The organism is Staphylococcus sp. 11511212 (genome assembly GCF_011394755.1).
GTDB classification, from domain to species: domain Bacteria; phylum Bacillota; class Bacilli; order Staphylococcales; family Staphylococcaceae; genus Staphylococcus; species Staphylococcus chromogenes.
This window is the reverse complement of record NZ_JAANBQ010000017.1, coordinates 50,239-66,215: the sequence shown is the minus strand read 5'-3', so window position 1 is coordinate 66,215 and position 15,977 is coordinate 50,239. Positions and strand designations below refer to the sequence as shown.

Sequence of the window (15,977 nt, the reverse complement as noted above, 5' to 3'; positions counted from 1 at the left end):
ATGACTGAGCAAATTTTAGATAAATTAGGACGCCCGATTCGTGATTTGCGCATTTCCGTGACAGACAGATGTAATTTTAGATGTGATTATTGTATGCCAAAAGAAATCTTTGGAGATGATTACGTCTTTTTACCGAAAGATCAATTGCTAACATTTGAAGAAATCACCCGTATTACCCGTATTTATGCTAAGTTTGGGGTGAAAAAAGTCCGCATCACAGGGGGAGAACCTTTATTGCGTCGCGATTTAGATCAATTGATTGCGCAAATTGTTGAAATAGAAGGCATTGATGATATCGGGTTAACTACGAATGGGTTATTGCTCAAAAAACATGGACAAAAATTGTATGATGCCGGGCTACGACGTATTAATGTCAGTCTAGACGCAATTGAAGACAATGTTTTTCAATCTATTAACAATCGTAATATTAAAGCTTCCACAGTTTTGGAACAAATTGATTATGCAGTGAAAATCGGTCTTCAAGTGAAGGTGAACGTTGTCGTTCAAAAAGGGATTAATGATGATCAAATTATCCCTATGATTGATTATTTTAAAGAGCGTGACGTGACGATACGTTTTATTGAATTTATGGATGTAGGTAACGATAACGGTTGGGACTTTTCAAAAGTCGTTACAAAAGATGAAATGCTCAGCAAAATTCAGTCTCATTTTGACATTGAAGCAGTGGAACCTAAATATTATGGTGAAGTGGCGAAATATTACCGTCATAAAGGAGCAAAATCTAAATTTGGTTTGATTACAAGTGTATCTGACTCATTTTGTTCAACATGTACACGTGCACGTCTATCATCGGACGGTAAATTTTATGGTTGCTTGTTTAGTTCAGTGGATGGTTATGACATCCGTGGATTACTAAGAAGCGGTCATTCAGATGAAGAAATTGAAGCGCAAGTGAAAACACTTTGGCAAGTTAGAGATGATCGGTATTCAGACGAGCGTACACAACAGACGGTAGAAAATAGACGCAAAAAGAAAATCAATATGAATTATATCGGTGGATAGTATAAGAACACGTCTTAAATTTATATAGAGCAACGTGAAAGGACCATTAAAGATATAAAAGCACTCCCCATACGTTTTAACGTGAATGGGGAGTGCTTTTATTTGCTTTTACAAATGTTTATTTAGAAAAATCTATTTGTGTTAGTAATGGGTCATGATCACTTGCACGACCAGACATTTCAGTGAAATCACTATTGACGTGAATCATATCTAACTTCGCACGAGAAGCGAGGTTTTTTGAGACAAAAACATGATCTAACGTTTGTGCATTACCTTGATAATTATAAGAATAGCGCAATTTTGAAGGCACACGATTAACAAGATTGGTCATGCCGTAATTTTCAAATGTTTTTAAAGGTTGAGACCATTGGAAATCATTATAATCCCCTACAGAAATAATATTAGCTTTAGGGTTCTCTCTATATACTTGTTTCACAAATTCACCGACTGCTTTTGCCATTTCAACTCGTTGTGCTTCGCTTCGTCGTTCAACAGGTTGTTGACGGCCAAAAAGCGCATCATCCCCATTTTTTGAATTCCAATGGTTCACAATGGCAATAATCGATTGGCCTTTAAACGTGAATTGTGCAGCAAGTGGTTTTCTTGAATTGGTAAATGCTGGATTGTGAGGATCTATTCTGCCTGGATTTCGCGTCAATTTACCGTCTTTGTAATCAACAGCGGTATTTGCGTCTCCCGCTTTTATTTCATTATTAAATGAGACACGATCCGGACGATATAAAAAGCCGACACGAATATTGGCATTCGGTTGTCCTCCGTCTTTATTCATTTCTGGATCGATGCTTTTATATTCATATTTAGGTCCGCCCGTTGCTTGAATGGTTTTAATAAGGCGTTCATACGATTCATTGGCTGCAGGTCCGCCTTTACCAGAACCATCATTATCTTGAACTTCAGTGACGCCGATAATATCTGGGCTTTTCATATGGCTAACGATGCCATTGGCTAATTTTTCAGCTTTGTCATTGGTTGTCGTATAAGCATTATTTGAAAAGTTTTCGAGATTATAGGAGGCCATTGTAAGTTTATCTTTAGAAGACGTAAACTGCGTCCCTTTAGGTTGAGCTGTACCTTTTGAGTGGGCCTTTTTCATCGTTTCGTAATCAATGTTGATTTTATAGTTTTGATAACCATAATTGACATATCCAATGAGAGGACCTTTAAAATGATCTCCTGTCGCAACATCAAAATTACGTCCTTGTTGTTGTGCATCATAAAGCTTAAAAGGAATGCGTTGCCCATTCGCATCGTTTTCTTTTAATAAAATTCCACCGTTTTTTGTTTCAGGTTTTACGTTATTTTGAACAGTAAACAAATCGCCATGTTCTTGGGGGCCTACACTTCTGACGTCGTCAACTTGTACACGCATCCCTTCTAATGATTCCCAATAATCTAAGGCATTGGTTTTTGGATTAAAACGTCCATCTGTAGAAGAGATTTTAGAGGGGATACGATTGATTTTTATTGGTTTCGGAAGAGATTGGTGAGAGGCTTTAACTATAATTTTTCCTTGTTTTTCAGGACGCGCATCAATTTCGGTAATCGGTTGATCGGTTTTTTGTTTATCTGGGTACCCTTCGATGGCATATTCAGAGACTAAACCTGAAACTTCAATCGCATCGCCAACTTTAACTTGAGGGGCTTCTTTACCAGTATAGACGATAATCCCTTCAGAAGTTTTAGGATCATTATCAGCATTACGGTCAGGGGTTTGTAAGTGAAAATAATGTTGGCCATTAATTTTATATTGATAAGTGACAATACCTTGGACAGCATCAACGTGTTGGTTGGCGTATTTAGACTGATATGTATTACCTTGAATATCGTGGATTTGTAAGCGCGGTGTTTCGGTTTTAGCATCAATAGGATGCATCATGACTGTTGAACTTATCAAACTTATAGATAAGCATGAAACTAAAAATTTTTTCATTGAATTCACTCCTAACAGTTATTAATTTATTTAAGTATATCAGAATAAATTTTTTGGAGTTATTAAAATGAAGTAAAAAAAGCGTAAAAAAGAATCGGATGTTTATTTACAAAGAAGAAAGTATAAGAAGATCTATGACATAGATAAAAGGAGCTTGTCAGTATAAGGAGTATTACTGACAAGCTCCCAAAAAGCAATTAGGCGTGCTGTTGATCAATATAAGTAATCATCGTATCATAGAGTTCATCTAAAATTGAAACGATACGTTGATATTCTTCTTCTGTTAAACCTAAATTATTAATATGAAATTGTTGTGTGGCTTCTATTTTGGATTTGAGTTGTTGATAGACTTCTTGACCTTGAGGAGAAAGTTGTAATAGTTTTTCTCGGCGATCGACGCCTGTACGTGCCATAATCCATCCACGAGATTCTAAGGCTTTTAAAATTTTCCGTGTGGTTGGTTTTTCGATGGAACGACGTTTTGATATTTGAACAAGCGTCGTATCGACATTTACGGCGATATCTTTCATCACCAACCACTGCGCTGGATGCAGGTCATATTCTGTCATTAAAGGTTGTACCATTTTGATATAAGGTCGATACAGTTTAGTAAATCTGTCAAATAATAATGATGGTTCCATTGACGTCTTCCTCTCAAACGATTTCTTTATTCTTACCATTATTATAGCACGCAAATCGTAAAAAGCTGGATTTACTCAGGTAAATTTAAGGAATGTTCAAATTTTATTCTCCAAGTTTTAGGGCTTGTTTCGTCGATTTAAATCGCGTGAGAGAAATAGGATTACTGTTCTCTTTCCTAAAATGTTTGGTAAAATAAACCACATAAGAACAAGAGGAGGGGTGACTGTGGTAGATATAGAATTTGATCATATCATTCATTATATAAAGGGATTAAACCATTTTGAGTTTCCTGGAGAATATTTAACAATTCAAAAAGGGGGACAACACGAAAAACTAGGAACATTTAACCGACTCGTACATATTGACTTGAAGTATATCGAATTAATAGATATTTTTGATAAAGGAAAAATAAAGCACCAATCTAAAACTCATGAAGGTAAATACTCGTTTGCGACATCAATTATGGCCAATGGCTATAAACAAGGATTTAAGAAGATATGTTTTCGCACGCACGACATTCATAAGTTAAAGTCGCAATTTAAAGAAAGAGGATTGGAAACCATAGGCCCAGTTAAAATGACACGTTATAACAAAAAGGGGAACTTAATTGAGTGGCAATTGCTCTATGTCAATGACCACGAATATGATATGATGATGCCTTTTTTCATTCAATGGAATAAAGACGATGAGACAAGGCAGGCGGATTTAGAAAGTTCATTTCAACGGCACCTTGACATTGATATGGTAGAGTTTAAAACACATCAACGTCACACAATGGTGGATCAATGGAAAAAATGGTTTGATATGCAAGTGATTGAAGAAAGTGATAAATATACGCTTTTATATAGTCCAGCACAAAAAGTAAAGTTTAAAATAACTGAAGGTCGCGAAGATATCATCGACACCTTACACTTGGTCGATCAAACAATAGATGCGCCTATATTAATTAGAACACGTGGCGCAAACTATCAATTTATCCCTCCTTATGAATAAACGACGTGATAAACTGTCATTATGAGCCATATGACATGAATCAAAGCGAGCATTAAACTACCAATGGCAATGTAGAGTTGACGTTTCGATTGATAAAGTAAAATCATATAAAGTGATAATACCGAGACGAGCGCGACAAGGATAATGCGTAAACTCAAATAGTCTATATTGATGCGATACAGAATTGAAATTATTAATACAATGAGCTGAATGAATGTTAAAATAATTAATGCGATATTTCTCATCGTCAGTCCTCCTAAATATTATCAGTATAGCATAGTTCTTAGAGGACAGACGAAGTGGAGAAAAGATAGAATAAATTTCCTCTTAGCAGATTTAAAGGAGTCAGTAGACATGAAATTAATGAATATTACGGATCAAGAACATGATGCGTTTGTAAAAGAGCATCCTAATGGTGATTTACTCCAACTTACAAAGTGGGGTGAAACCAAAAAATTAACAGGTTGGTACGCCAAACGCATTGCAGTTGGTGAAAACGGAGAAATCAAGGGTGTCGCACAATTATTATTTAAAAAAATCCCTCGCACGCCTTTTACTTTATGCTATGCTTCTCGTGGATTCGTCGTGGATTACACAAATAAACTAGCAGTTAAAGTATTGCTTGCTGAGGCGATTAAAATCGCCAAGCAAGAGAAATCTTATACTATAAAAATAGATCCTGATGTTGAAGTCGATGAAGATTCATCAGTGGTCGATGAATTAAAAGCTTTAGGATTTAGACATAAAGGTTTTAAACAAGGTTTATCAAAAGATTATATTCAACCCCGTATGACGATGATTACACCTTTAGATCAAACCGACGAAGAATTGATTAAAAGCTTTGATAACCGTAACCGATCAAAAGTACGTTTAGCATTAAAAAGGGGTACAAAAGTTGAACGTAAAGGTCGCGAGGACTTAAAGATATTTGCACAACTTATGAAAGAAACGGGAGAACGAGACGGTTTCCTAACAAGAGATGTGTCTTACTTTGAGACGATTTACGATGCACTACATGAAGATGGAGATGCAGAACTCTTTCTTGTTAAGTTAGAGCCTAAACCTGTCCTAAAGGAATTGCGTCAAGAACGTCAGTCTTTAGATCAAGAAGAAGCAAGACTTAAAGCGAAAAAGCAAGACAAGAAAACGTTAAACAAAATCAACGATGTCAAAAATAAACAAAATAAAACAGACAGTTTGATTCAAGATTTAGAACAACTAGAAAAAACACATCCAGAGGGCCGTTATCTATCAGGGGCGCTCCTTATGTTCTGTGGTCATAAATCCTATTATTTATATGGGGCTTCTTCAAATGATTATCGTGACTTCTTACCCAACCATCATATGCAATTTAAAATGATGCAATACGCACGAGAAAAGGGAGCAAAAACGTATGACTTCGGTGGAACAGACAATCAGCCCGATAAAAATTCAAGCCATTATGGCTTATGGACGTTTAAAAAAGCATGGGGCACTTATTTAAGTGAAAAAATAGGTGAATTTGATTTTGTCCTTAATCCGATTGTCTATAAAGCTGTAGAACAATTCAAACCTCAATTGACACAATTGAAGATTAAAATCGTACGTAAAATAAAAAACTCTTAAAGTATTTTAAGCTAATATTGAATACTGTAAGACGTAAACTCTCGCTATCTTGATATATAAAGTTACCTCTCTTATTAATGTGAAAGAGGCTTGTCCATAAAACTTTAGATGTTTCAGTTAAGTCGCGTGACACAGTAGATAAATAAGTGTGCGAGTGAGTTGAAGAAAATTTAATATATTTTGTATGGTCAAAGCCATCAAAATTTATCTGAGCATAAATTTTGGTGGCTTATTTAGTGTTTAAAATATAAAATCGCTAGTGTTTTTTAGTTAGCGATTATGACAAAGTTCCCCCCTATAAATATTTTGTCCAAAATAAGATACTCATAGGTTAAAAAATGTGTTACTTTAACATTAAGATGTAAAATAAGGGAGCGATACGGGTGATAAAAAAACTGATAGACTTTTCCCTATCAAATAAATTTGCAATTATGTTAATGGTTTTACTTGTAATATTAGGGGGGATATATGCAAGTTTTAAAATGAAATTGGAGTTGTTGCCAGATACTGAGCCTCCGATGATGACTATTACGACAACGATGCCGGGAGCAACTCCAGAAACTGTGATGAAAGAAGTCAGTGATCCTATAGATGAAGAGATTCGGGGAATGGCTGATGTGACCAGTGTTAAAACGGAGTCCTTATCGAATGCCTCTATCATCACGGTTAAATTTGATGACCAAACGGATTTAGACAAAGCAGAACAAGCGATTCAGAAGTCATTACAAAAAATGAAATTCTCAGAGGGTGTTCAAGAGCCAGAAATCCAGCGCAACTCCATGTATGCCTTTCCAGTCGTGGCCTATTCATTTTTAAATAAGCAGAACGATGTGAAAGCGACAACAAAAGAAGTCGAAGAAAATCTCGTTCCACGTTTACAAGAAATCAATGGTGTCCAACGTGCCACGGTAAATGGTCAAACCGCACGTGAGGTCACAATTACTTTTGATGATAAAAAATTAAATGAGGTCGGCTTAAACCAACAACAAGTGGCTGACTATATCAAAGGAGCCACAAAAGAGACGCCGTTAGGTCTGTTTCAGTTCGGCAATAACGAAAAATCTGTTGTGATTGATGGACAATTTACGTCTGTCCAAGCTTTAAAAGATCTACAAATCCCGTTAGCGATTGCGAGTCAAACGCCTTCATCATCAACACAGAGTGAAGGAGACGGAAGTGCTAGAGAGGGACAAAGTGATGAAACTTCTTCTATGACGATGCCTCAAACGAGCAATGCCACTCAAAGTAATACCAAAGTACCGCTTAGTGACTTGGCCCAAGTCAAATTAACAGATGAACGAAAATCGATTTCTAAGACAAACGGGCAAGATGCGGTTGATGTGCAAATTGTAAAGGCACAAGATGCCAATACTGTGGCAGTCGCTAATGAAGTTGACCAAAAAATTCAAGACTTTGTAAAAGAACAGTCAGATTTAAAAACCGTTAAAATAATGGATACCGCAAAACCTATTAAAGATGCATTATCAACGATGATTGAGAAGGCATTACTCGGTGCAATTGTGGCCATTATTGTTATCTTACTTTTCCTAAGAAATATTAAAATGACTGCAATCTCAATTGTCTCGATACCGCTTTCTATTTTAATTGCGATGGTGGCTTTAAAGTTAACAGATGTTTCATTAAATATTTTAACGTTAGGGGCTTTGACTGTAGCCGTGGGACGTGTCATAGATGATGCGATCGTCGTTATTGAAAATATCTATCGACGTCTCGCCAAAAAAGACGAAACGCTTACTGGTGATCATTTAATTATTGATGCCACAAAAGAAGTATTTGTTCCAATTATGTCATCAACACTTGTAACGATCGTTGTATTCGCACCACTTGCCTTTGTGACAGGCTCTGTGGGTGAAATGTTTCGACCCTTTGCTTATGCCGTAACCTTTAGTTTACTTGCATCACTTCTAGTATCGATTACAATTGTGCCAGTTTTAGGGTCAGTATTTTTCAAAAATGGGTTGAAAAAGCAACCTAAGCATCATCTCGGACGTGTGGGCCAAGGTTATCGTCGTATACTGGGGTGGAGTTTAGATCATAAATGGATTGTATTACTCTTAAGTACGATGATTTTAGTAGGAAGTATTGTGTTAGGAAGTATGAATATCGGCACGAGTTTTATTTCAACTGGTGAAGATAAGTTTATGGCCTTAACGTATAAACCTAAACCAGGAGAAACGAAAGAAGATGTGTTAAAAAATGCGGCACAAGTTCAAAAATATTTAAATAGTAAAGATAAAGTTAGAAATGTTCAATATTCCGTGGGAGGACCGTCACCCACTGATCCAACCGGTAGTACAAACAGTACGGCTTTGATGGTGGAATATGATTCAGACACGCCACGGTTTGATACGGAACCTGAACGTGTATTAAAACATATCGCAACTTATCATCACCCAGGAGATTGGCAACACTTAGATATGAGTACAGGTACAGGGTCAAATCAACTTGAAGTCAAAGTAACAGGACCTTCAACGAATGCCATTAAAGGGACTGTACATGAGGTTGAAAAACGCTTGTCAGATATGAAAGGATTGACCAACGTCAAATCAGATTTAACGGAAACGTATGATCAATATGAAGTTAAAGTTAATCAAAAACGTGCAGGCGATGCTGGAATTACGGCTGGACAATTGGCACTGTTACTCAATCAAAATATTCCAGATAGTACTATTTCCAAACTGAAAGATAAACAACAGACTTACGACGTTGTGGTTAAAAATCAAAAAGAAACGAACTGGACACAGAGTAAACTTGAAAATACACCTATTCCTTCACCTATGGATGAGAATTTAAAATTAAGTGATATCGCGACGCTTGAAAAAACGACAACGCCTAATTCTTTTGTGAAAGAAAGTGGCGATTATACAAGTACGGTGACTGCGAATATTTCTAGCAAAGATGTCGGGTCTATCACACAAGAAGTTATGAAATCACTCAATAAGTTAGATAAACCTCAAAATGTTAAAACTTCTGTGGGTGGCACGAATGACGATATTAATGACGCGTTCTCACAATTATTAGTCGCAATGCTTGCAGCCATCATTATTGTTTATTTAGTGCTCGTTCTCACGTTTAAAGGAGGTTTGGCTCCATTTACTATCCTTTTCTCATTACCGTATACGGTGATTGGCGTAGTGCTTGCATTAATGGCCACGGGTGAAACCTTATCAGTGCCTAGTATGATAGGGATGCTGATGTTAATTGGTATTGTTGTGACGAATGCCATTGTTTTAATCGATCGTGTCATCAATAATGAAAAAGCTGGCATGTCGATGAAAGAGGCATTACTTGAAGCGGGAGGTACACGTATACGTCCTATTTTAATGACGGCAATTGCAACCATAGGCGCGTTAATTCCACTATTATTTGGACAAAACAGTTCGGTGCTCATTTCCAAAGGACTCGCCGCTACAGTTATTGGTGGTTTGTTATCTTCAACTTTACTAACGTTGATTGTAGTGCCAGTAATATACGAAATCTTATTTACGCTCAAAGCGAAACTAAGTAGAAAAAAATAAAATTGACGAATCCATATTGATTTGATAGGCTATTAACAATTCGATATATTGATGTTTTAATGATGCTCAGCAAAACATATGCGTATGTCCTTATATCTATTGATTAAGACTTTAAAACATCCATTGCAATAGCGTTCACAAATGATCGGAGGGTGTGAGATAGAAATGATTAAAATTTCCAAATCTCATGCCCTTTGTTTATATCGTAAGGAAGAGGACTTTTATGGATTAAAGGGGGCTGTCAGATGAGTTACACAACAATTTTAGATGAGATTCCAGAGAGTTATTTTGGTAAAACAATGGGGAAAGAGGTCAAACATGGACCTTTACCGTTAATTAATTTAGCGGTCGGTATTCCTGATGCAGATACACCTGAAACAATTTTAAAAGCTTTAGAAAAGGCGATTCGCGAACCAGTAAATCAAAAATATTTAGCCTTTCATGGAAAAGCAGCATTTAAACAAGCCATCGTTGATTTTTACGACCGTCATTTTGGTGTTACCTTAGATCCAGAAACAGAAGTGTGTCTATTTTATGGAACGAAAAATGGTCTGGTCGCTTTACCTACATGTGTCATTGAGCCAGGAGATAAAGTACTCTTACCTGACCCAGGATATACAGATTATGAAGCGGGCGTACGCTTAGCCCACGGGCAACCGCAACCTTTAAAGTTGTATCCTGAGCACCACTATTTACCCCAATGGGAAGAGATAGATACGTCAGAGACCAAATTGATTTATTTGACTTATCCTAATAACCCTACAGGTTCTGTGGCATCACCAGAATTTTTTCAACAGACGATGGATTATTTTAAAGATACTGAGACAATGTTTGTCCATGATTTTGCATATCAAGCATTTGGTTTTGATGCACCTAATCCAAGTCTATTAGCTGCAAACGGAGCAAAAGAACGGGCCATTGAAGTCTTCTCTTTTTCGAAAGGATATAACATGTCAGGGTACCGGGTTGGATTTGCCGTGGGTAATAAAGAGATGATTGCTAATTTAAAAAAATATCATACACATACACAAGCCGGAATGTATGGGGCTTTACAAGATGCGTGCACAGTGGCGTTAAATGATTGTGATGAAGTTCTTCGTGAACAAGCAAATATTTTTAAGCAGCGAAGAAATCTGATTGAAGAAAAATTGAAGGCAGCAAAGATTCCACATGACCCCATAAAAGGCGGTATCTTTTTATGGCTACCTTGTCCACCAGGCTTTTCAAGCGATGCCTTCGTCGAATATCTTTTAGCGCAATATTCGATATTAGTAGCACCCGGGCATCCGTTTGGAAGCGAAGGAGAAGGATATGTACGTGTGTCTTTCGCAATCGATGAGTCACAGCTACTTGAAGCGTTAAAACGACTTACGCAACTTGCGCCACTTTATCATTAATCAAAAATAATGGGAGGAAGTGAGAAGACCTACGTCTTTTCATTTCCTCCCTATATCATCAGACCGTTATATCATGACGAAAGTTAAAATGATATAAATCACAAAGATAAGAACGGTCATCATATTAAGAATATGAACGCCTTTTTCGTCATTTTTTGAATGTTTAAATGCCGTTATTTCGACATTTCCGATAAGTAACAATAAGACGACGAATAACCACCACGTGCTAAACGTATGATAGGCTAATGATGAAGCAATGACGATGATGAGTAATATCGCCAAAATAATTCTTAATATACTTGATAAGCGCAAGTTCATTTTAAAGATACTGAGATAACTTACGATTAAATAAAGTAAAGGTAATAAGAGAAAATATATAAGCATGTGATTGTCCTTTCTCGTCAACGAAATTATGACGCTAATGAGTTACTGAGGTGTATTTTGAAGCTGCTGACGAATGTTTGCTATTTCGTTTTCTAATGCCTCAAGTTGTTGGATTAAGGGATCTACATGTTGGCCCGTAGATTCACGTTTTTCTAAATCACCTTGTAAGCGTACATAATCAATTTTGAGCTCTTGAAGTTGGGCTTCTAAATTCATATCCATAAGCCTCCTTTTAATAGGTATATTATAACACGCTTGAATGATATCATTAAATTTAATTTATGATGAATCGAAAGGTTAAAGGTACATAAAGTAGCTAAGAAAAATGAAAGAGGTGAAACGATGACTGAACGGTTTATCATGATTATATTATTAATAGCGTTAGGTTATATATTGAAGCGTACAGGTTATGTTAAAGGATCAGAAGCAAAAGTTTTAACAACCTTAGTGCTGAACGTGACATTACCTTCAGTGGTAATCGTCAATCTTAATGGTGTAACTTTAACGCCTTCTTTATCTGTGTTACCGCTCATGATGGTAATTTACGGAGCCTTCACTAAAATGTTCGTCGTGTGGCTCTTTTTAAAATATGATAACGAGGTTCGTGGGACAGTCGCCATGATGATGGCTTCTTTAAATATAGGTATTTTTGCTTACCCACTTGTTCAAGAAATGTGGCCTGAAAAAGGACTATTGTATTTCGGGATGGCTGATATTGGAGGAGCGATACTCATGTTTGGTATCACTTACTTTGTCGCGGGTTATTATAAAAATGTCGAAGGTACTTTAAATGCGCGAACAATTTTATTGAGTTGTGTTCGGTCTGTACCTTTAATGACTTATATCCTGATGATATTTCTAAATTTGGCTCACTTAGAATTACCCCATGTCATGCTCGACTTTTTTGATATGGTAGGAAAAGCGAATTTACCTTTATCTATGATTCTGTTAGGGGTTTTACTAGATTTTAAAATTGAACGTCACTTTTTACCACTTACACTTAAATATCTAGGCCTACATTATGGCTTGGGTATAATATGTGGATTTTTAGTATACTTTTTTCTTCCGGTACAAGACGATATGATTAAAACCACGTTACAATTGATTTGGGTACTCCCTGTTGGTGTCGCAATTTTATCATATGCAGTTCAATTTCAATATAAAACATTACCGATGATCGCGATGGCAAGTAATATCACGATTGTCATCAGCATTATTATTTTATATTTGTATCAATATTTCTTTATACCAGCATAAAAGGGACTTAAAGCACACTGACTTTGAGTCCCTTACGTTTATCGTACTAATTTGAATTTGCGGTATTCAGAGGTCATTTCAAAACCGAATTCATGAAAACGTTCGACCAGACGATGATTTTTACTTCGAATTTTAAAATAAACATCGTGTATATCGGGTTGAGCCAACGCTTCATGTATCGCGTGTTGAATTAAATCAAAAGCAATGCCTTTCAAACGATAATGTGTATGCGAAGAAAAATAACGGATTTCCGCATGTCCTTCATTTGGGTTTAAAATCAAATACAAGTACCCTTTTAAAATACCTTCTGCCATGTATAGTTTAAGTTGATGTTGTGTATCTAAGGTTTCAACGATTTCCTCGGCGCGCATCGCATTGTGTGAAAAAGTATCTTCATGTAATTTTTTGAAATATTTGAAGTAGGCCGGCTTATAATCAATAATGTGATGAATATTTTCCGTTTCTCCTAAATCTGTATGTGTAGAGAGGTGATAATCAGTAAAAGTATAAGACGCTCCAATCGTTTTCATATAGGCTTTAATGTGTTCATTTTCAGCAGCATAGGCAAAGTAATATGTCGCTGGTTTTGCATGTGACGAAGTAGCTGCATTAAATAAAAGTTCAAACGCATCACCGGTTGGAAGATAGTCTTTTTGAGTGATAGGGCCGATGACTTTATAGCGATTTTCAAGATAGGGGATGCAAATAAGTGCCATTTGAATCGCTCCATTTTCTTCTAATACGAAAATCCCTGTTGTTTGAATGGCTTCTTCAAGATACATATCATAAGCTTTGTCATATTGAAGCGGGAGTTTGTTGGTGTAAGACTGTGATGTTGAAACATTTTCCTTAATAAAGTTTGAAATACGATCAACGGAAGTGACTTGAGTAACTTTCATAGTGCCCCTCCTTAGTGGATTCTTTAAATTAATTATAATTTGTTTTGATAGGAAATGGAAGTGTGTCAATAAGAGGCATGTTACAATGATTACAATACCAAGTTGGAACAGGAGTAGATGAATGAAATCTTTAGTACTTGCAGAAAAGCCATCCGTAGGGAGAGACATCGCAAAAGCTTTACATGTCACACAACAAAAAAATGGCTATTTCGAAAATCAACAATATATTATTACATGGGCATTAGGACATTTAGTCACAAATGCAACACCAGAACAATATGATAAAAAATATCAGCAATGGCGCTTAGAAGATTTACCTATCATCCCAAAACATATGAAAACAATTGTTATTGGTAAAACGCGCAAACAATTTAACACAGTTCAGCATTTATTAAAAAGAGAAGATGTTAAAGACGTTATTATCGCTACAGATGCGGGACGAGAAGGAGAGTTAGTCGCACGATTAATTTTAGATAAGGTGCATGTGAAAAAGCCATTGAAGCGTTTATGGATTAGTTCGGTTACACCGAAAGCCATCCAACAAGGCTTTCGTCAACTCAAAGATGCAAAACATTATTATCCGTTATATCAAGCGGCCCTTGCACGCAGTGAAGCGGACTGGATTGTCGGAATTAATGCGACGCGCGCACTCACCACACGTTATGATGCGCAATTATCATTGGGAAGAGTTCAAACGCCAACGCTTAAATTGATTCAACAACGCCAAGAAGACATAAAAAAATTTAAACCTCAAACATATTATACGCTTGAACTCAAAGCGGAAGGTACCCCGTTCAAACTAGACCAAAATCAACGCGTGTTTGAGCGCAACAAGTTAGAAAAAATTGAGTCAGATATTCAAAAACAACCTTTAAAAATTGTAGAAGTTAAAGAAAAAGAGAAGAAAACATACCCTGGACGTTTGTTTAATTTAACAGATGTGCAACAGATGGCATATCAACGCTACAAAATTGGTGCGAAGCAAACTTTGAATGCGCTTCAAAGTTTATATGAACATCACAAAGTACTCACATATCCTCGGACGGATTCAAACTATTTAACAACAGATATGGTCGGTACCATTAAAGAACGGTTGCAAGCGGTTATGGCTACAGAGTATAAACCAACAGCCCAGTCTTTAGTCAAACGCACATTTACATCTAAACTCAGTTGCGTTAATAACCAAAAAGTATCAGATCATCATGCGATTATACCAACAGAAGTACGTGTAGATATAGAGGCATTAGGCGCTAATGAAAAGAAAATCTATTTAATGGTGGTCCAACGCTTTCTTGAGGTGTTATCAGACCCGTATCAATATATTGAGCGACGCGTTGTGGGGCAAATAGGTAAATATCAATTTGTGCATAAAAGTGAGGTTGTTACCCAATTAGGTTTTAAAGCCTTACAAAAAGAGGACCATAGGAAGGAAACATCTTTTTCTATCCATCAAGGTGACGAACTAAAAAAAGTTGAAATCATGATTCAATCACATGAAACAACACCACCATCATATTTCAATGAAGGAACATTATTGAAAGCGATGGAGCGTCCTGATCAATTTTTCAACCTAGAGAACAAACATTCTGCAGAAACCTTAAAAGCCACGGGCGGCATAGGAACGGTTGCGACACGCGCAGACATCATTGAAAAACTATTTAATATGAATGCCATTGAAAGCCATGGAGGCCAATTAAAAGTCACTTCAAAAGGTACGCAAATATTAAATTTAGCACCTCAAGCCTTAACTTCACCGATGCTCACTGCAGAATGGGAAGATAAGTTGTTACGTATTGAGAAAGGTCAGTATCGCCGTCAAGATTTTATTGAAGAAATGAAAAAGTTTACGAATGAAGTGATTCACACAATTAAAGAGAGTGATCAAAAATATAAGCATGATAATTTAACTTCTGCTGAGTGTCCAACTTGTGGGAAATTTATGCTTAAGGTCAAAACGAAAAACGGTTCAATGCTCGTGTGTCAGGATCCATCTTGTAAAACAAAAAAAGATGTTAAGACGCAAACAAAGGCGAGATGTCCACAATGTAAAAAAAGATTGACGAAGTTTGGAACAGGGAACCAAGCAACGTATCGTTGTGTATGTGGTCACACAGAAACCCAAGAACAAATGAATCAACGTTTAAAATCTAAAGGAAAAGATAAAGTTTCGAAACGTGATATGAAAAAATATATGAAAGATGAAGATATTGATAATAATCCATTCAAAGATGCATTAAAAGGATTAAAACTGTAGCTAAAATCGAACTTAATCAACATATATCTTCTT

13 protein-coding genes are annotated in these 15,977 nt (G+C 36.4%); 7 read left to right on the top strand and 6 right to left on the bottom strand.

Features of this window, described 5'->3' with window-relative positions; genetic code table 11:
• Positions 1-1,023, top strand: a complete 1,023-nt coding sequence (gene moaA, locus G8Y84_RS10400; RefSeq protein WP_165806337.1) for a GTP 3',8-cyclase MoaA — start codon at positions 1-3, stop codon at positions 1,021-1,023.
• A 118-nt stretch (positions 1,024-1,141) separates the two neighbouring features.
• On the opposite strand, the gene G8Y84_RS10395 is transcribed toward moaA, so the two are convergent.
• Positions 1,142-2,974 carry an endonuclease/exonuclease/phosphatase family protein gene (locus G8Y84_RS10395; RefSeq protein ID WP_107360513.1) on the bottom strand — a complete coding sequence of 611 codons (1,833 nt, stop codon included), beginning with the start codon at positions 2,972-2,974 and terminating at the stop codon, positions 1,142-1,144.
• A 197-nt stretch (positions 2,975-3,171) separates the two neighbouring features.
• Positions 3,172-3,615, bottom strand: coding sequence for a MarR family winged helix-turn-helix transcriptional regulator (locus tag G8Y84_RS10390; RefSeq protein ID WP_105965528.1), 444 nt, complete (start codon positions 3,613-3,615; stop codon positions 3,172-3,174).
• 226 nt (positions 3,616-3,841) lie between these two features.
• Between G8Y84_RS10390 and G8Y84_RS10385 the strand changes: the two genes are divergently transcribed.
• Positions 3,842-4,609, top strand: a complete 768-nt coding sequence (locus G8Y84_RS10385) for a VOC family protein (protein WP_103159001.1) — start codon at positions 3,842-3,844, stop codon at positions 4,607-4,609.
• On the opposite strand, the gene G8Y84_RS10380 is transcribed toward G8Y84_RS10385, so the two are convergent.
• Positions 4,600-4,854 carry a hypothetical protein gene (locus G8Y84_RS10380; protein ID WP_103159002.1) on the bottom strand — a complete coding sequence of 85 codons (255 nt, stop codon included), beginning with the start codon at positions 4,852-4,854 and terminating at the stop codon, positions 4,600-4,602. The two genes, G8Y84_RS10385 and G8Y84_RS10380, sit on opposite strands and share 10 nt — an antisense overlap.
• 109 nt (positions 4,855-4,963) lie before the next feature.
• On the opposite strand from G8Y84_RS10380, the gene G8Y84_RS10375 reads away from it, so the two are divergent.
• From G8Y84_RS10375 to G8Y84_RS10365, 3 genes are all read left to right on the top strand, one after another.
• A complete protein-coding gene (locus G8Y84_RS10375; protein ID WP_105965940.1) occupies positions 4,964-6,214 on the top strand; it encodes a lipid II:glycine glycyltransferase FemX in 1,251 nt (416 codons plus the stop codon).
• A gap of 383 nt (positions 6,215-6,597) precedes the next feature.
• Complete coding sequence (locus tag G8Y84_RS10370) at positions 6,598-9,753, top strand: efflux RND transporter permease subunit (protein WP_037574809.1); 3,156 nt, start codon at positions 6,598-6,600, stop codon at positions 9,751-9,753.
• A 245-nt stretch (positions 9,754-9,998) separates the two neighbouring features.
• Positions 9,999-11,150, top strand: a complete 1,152-nt coding sequence (locus tag G8Y84_RS10365) for an aminotransferase class I/II-fold pyridoxal phosphate-dependent enzyme (RefSeq protein WP_037574807.1) — start codon at positions 9,999-10,001, stop codon at positions 11,148-11,150.
• A 66-nt stretch (positions 11,151-11,216) separates the two neighbouring features.
• Here the strand turns inward: G8Y84_RS10365 and mspA are convergent, their stop codons facing one another.
• Both mspA and G8Y84_RS10355 read right to left on the bottom strand, forming a co-directional pair.
• A complete protein-coding gene (gene mspA / locus G8Y84_RS10360; protein ID WP_037574805.1) occupies positions 11,217-11,534 on the bottom strand; it encodes a membrane stabilizing protein MspA in 318 nt (105 codons plus the stop codon).
• 42 nt (positions 11,535-11,576) lie between these two features.
• Entirely contained in the window at positions 11,577-11,750 is a 174-nt protein-coding gene (locus G8Y84_RS10355; protein ID WP_165806336.1) for an SE1832 family protein, read from the bottom strand.
• A gap of 126 nt (positions 11,751-11,876) precedes the next feature.
• Here G8Y84_RS10355 and G8Y84_RS10350 point away from each other — a divergent pair, with 126 nt between their 5' ends.
• Positions 11,877-12,791 carry an AEC family transporter gene (locus tag G8Y84_RS10350; RefSeq protein WP_037574803.1) on the top strand — a complete coding sequence of 305 codons (915 nt, stop codon included), beginning with the start codon at positions 11,877-11,879 and terminating at the stop codon, positions 12,789-12,791.
• A gap of 38 nt (positions 12,792-12,829) precedes the next feature.
• Here G8Y84_RS10350 and G8Y84_RS10345 read toward each other — a convergent pair whose 3' ends face one another.
• Positions 12,830-13,690, bottom strand: a complete 861-nt coding sequence (locus G8Y84_RS10345) for a GNAT family N-acetyltransferase (protein WP_037574801.1) — start codon at positions 13,688-13,690, stop codon at positions 12,830-12,832.
• 121 nt (positions 13,691-13,811) lie between these two features.
• Between G8Y84_RS10345 and G8Y84_RS10340 the strand changes: the two genes are divergently transcribed.
• Positions 13,812-15,944: a DNA topoisomerase III gene (locus tag G8Y84_RS10340; protein ID WP_037574799.1), complete on the top strand. Its 2,133-nt coding sequence runs from the start codon at positions 13,812-13,814 to the stop codon at positions 15,942-15,944.
• Positions 15,945-15,977: the final 33 nt, after the last annotated feature.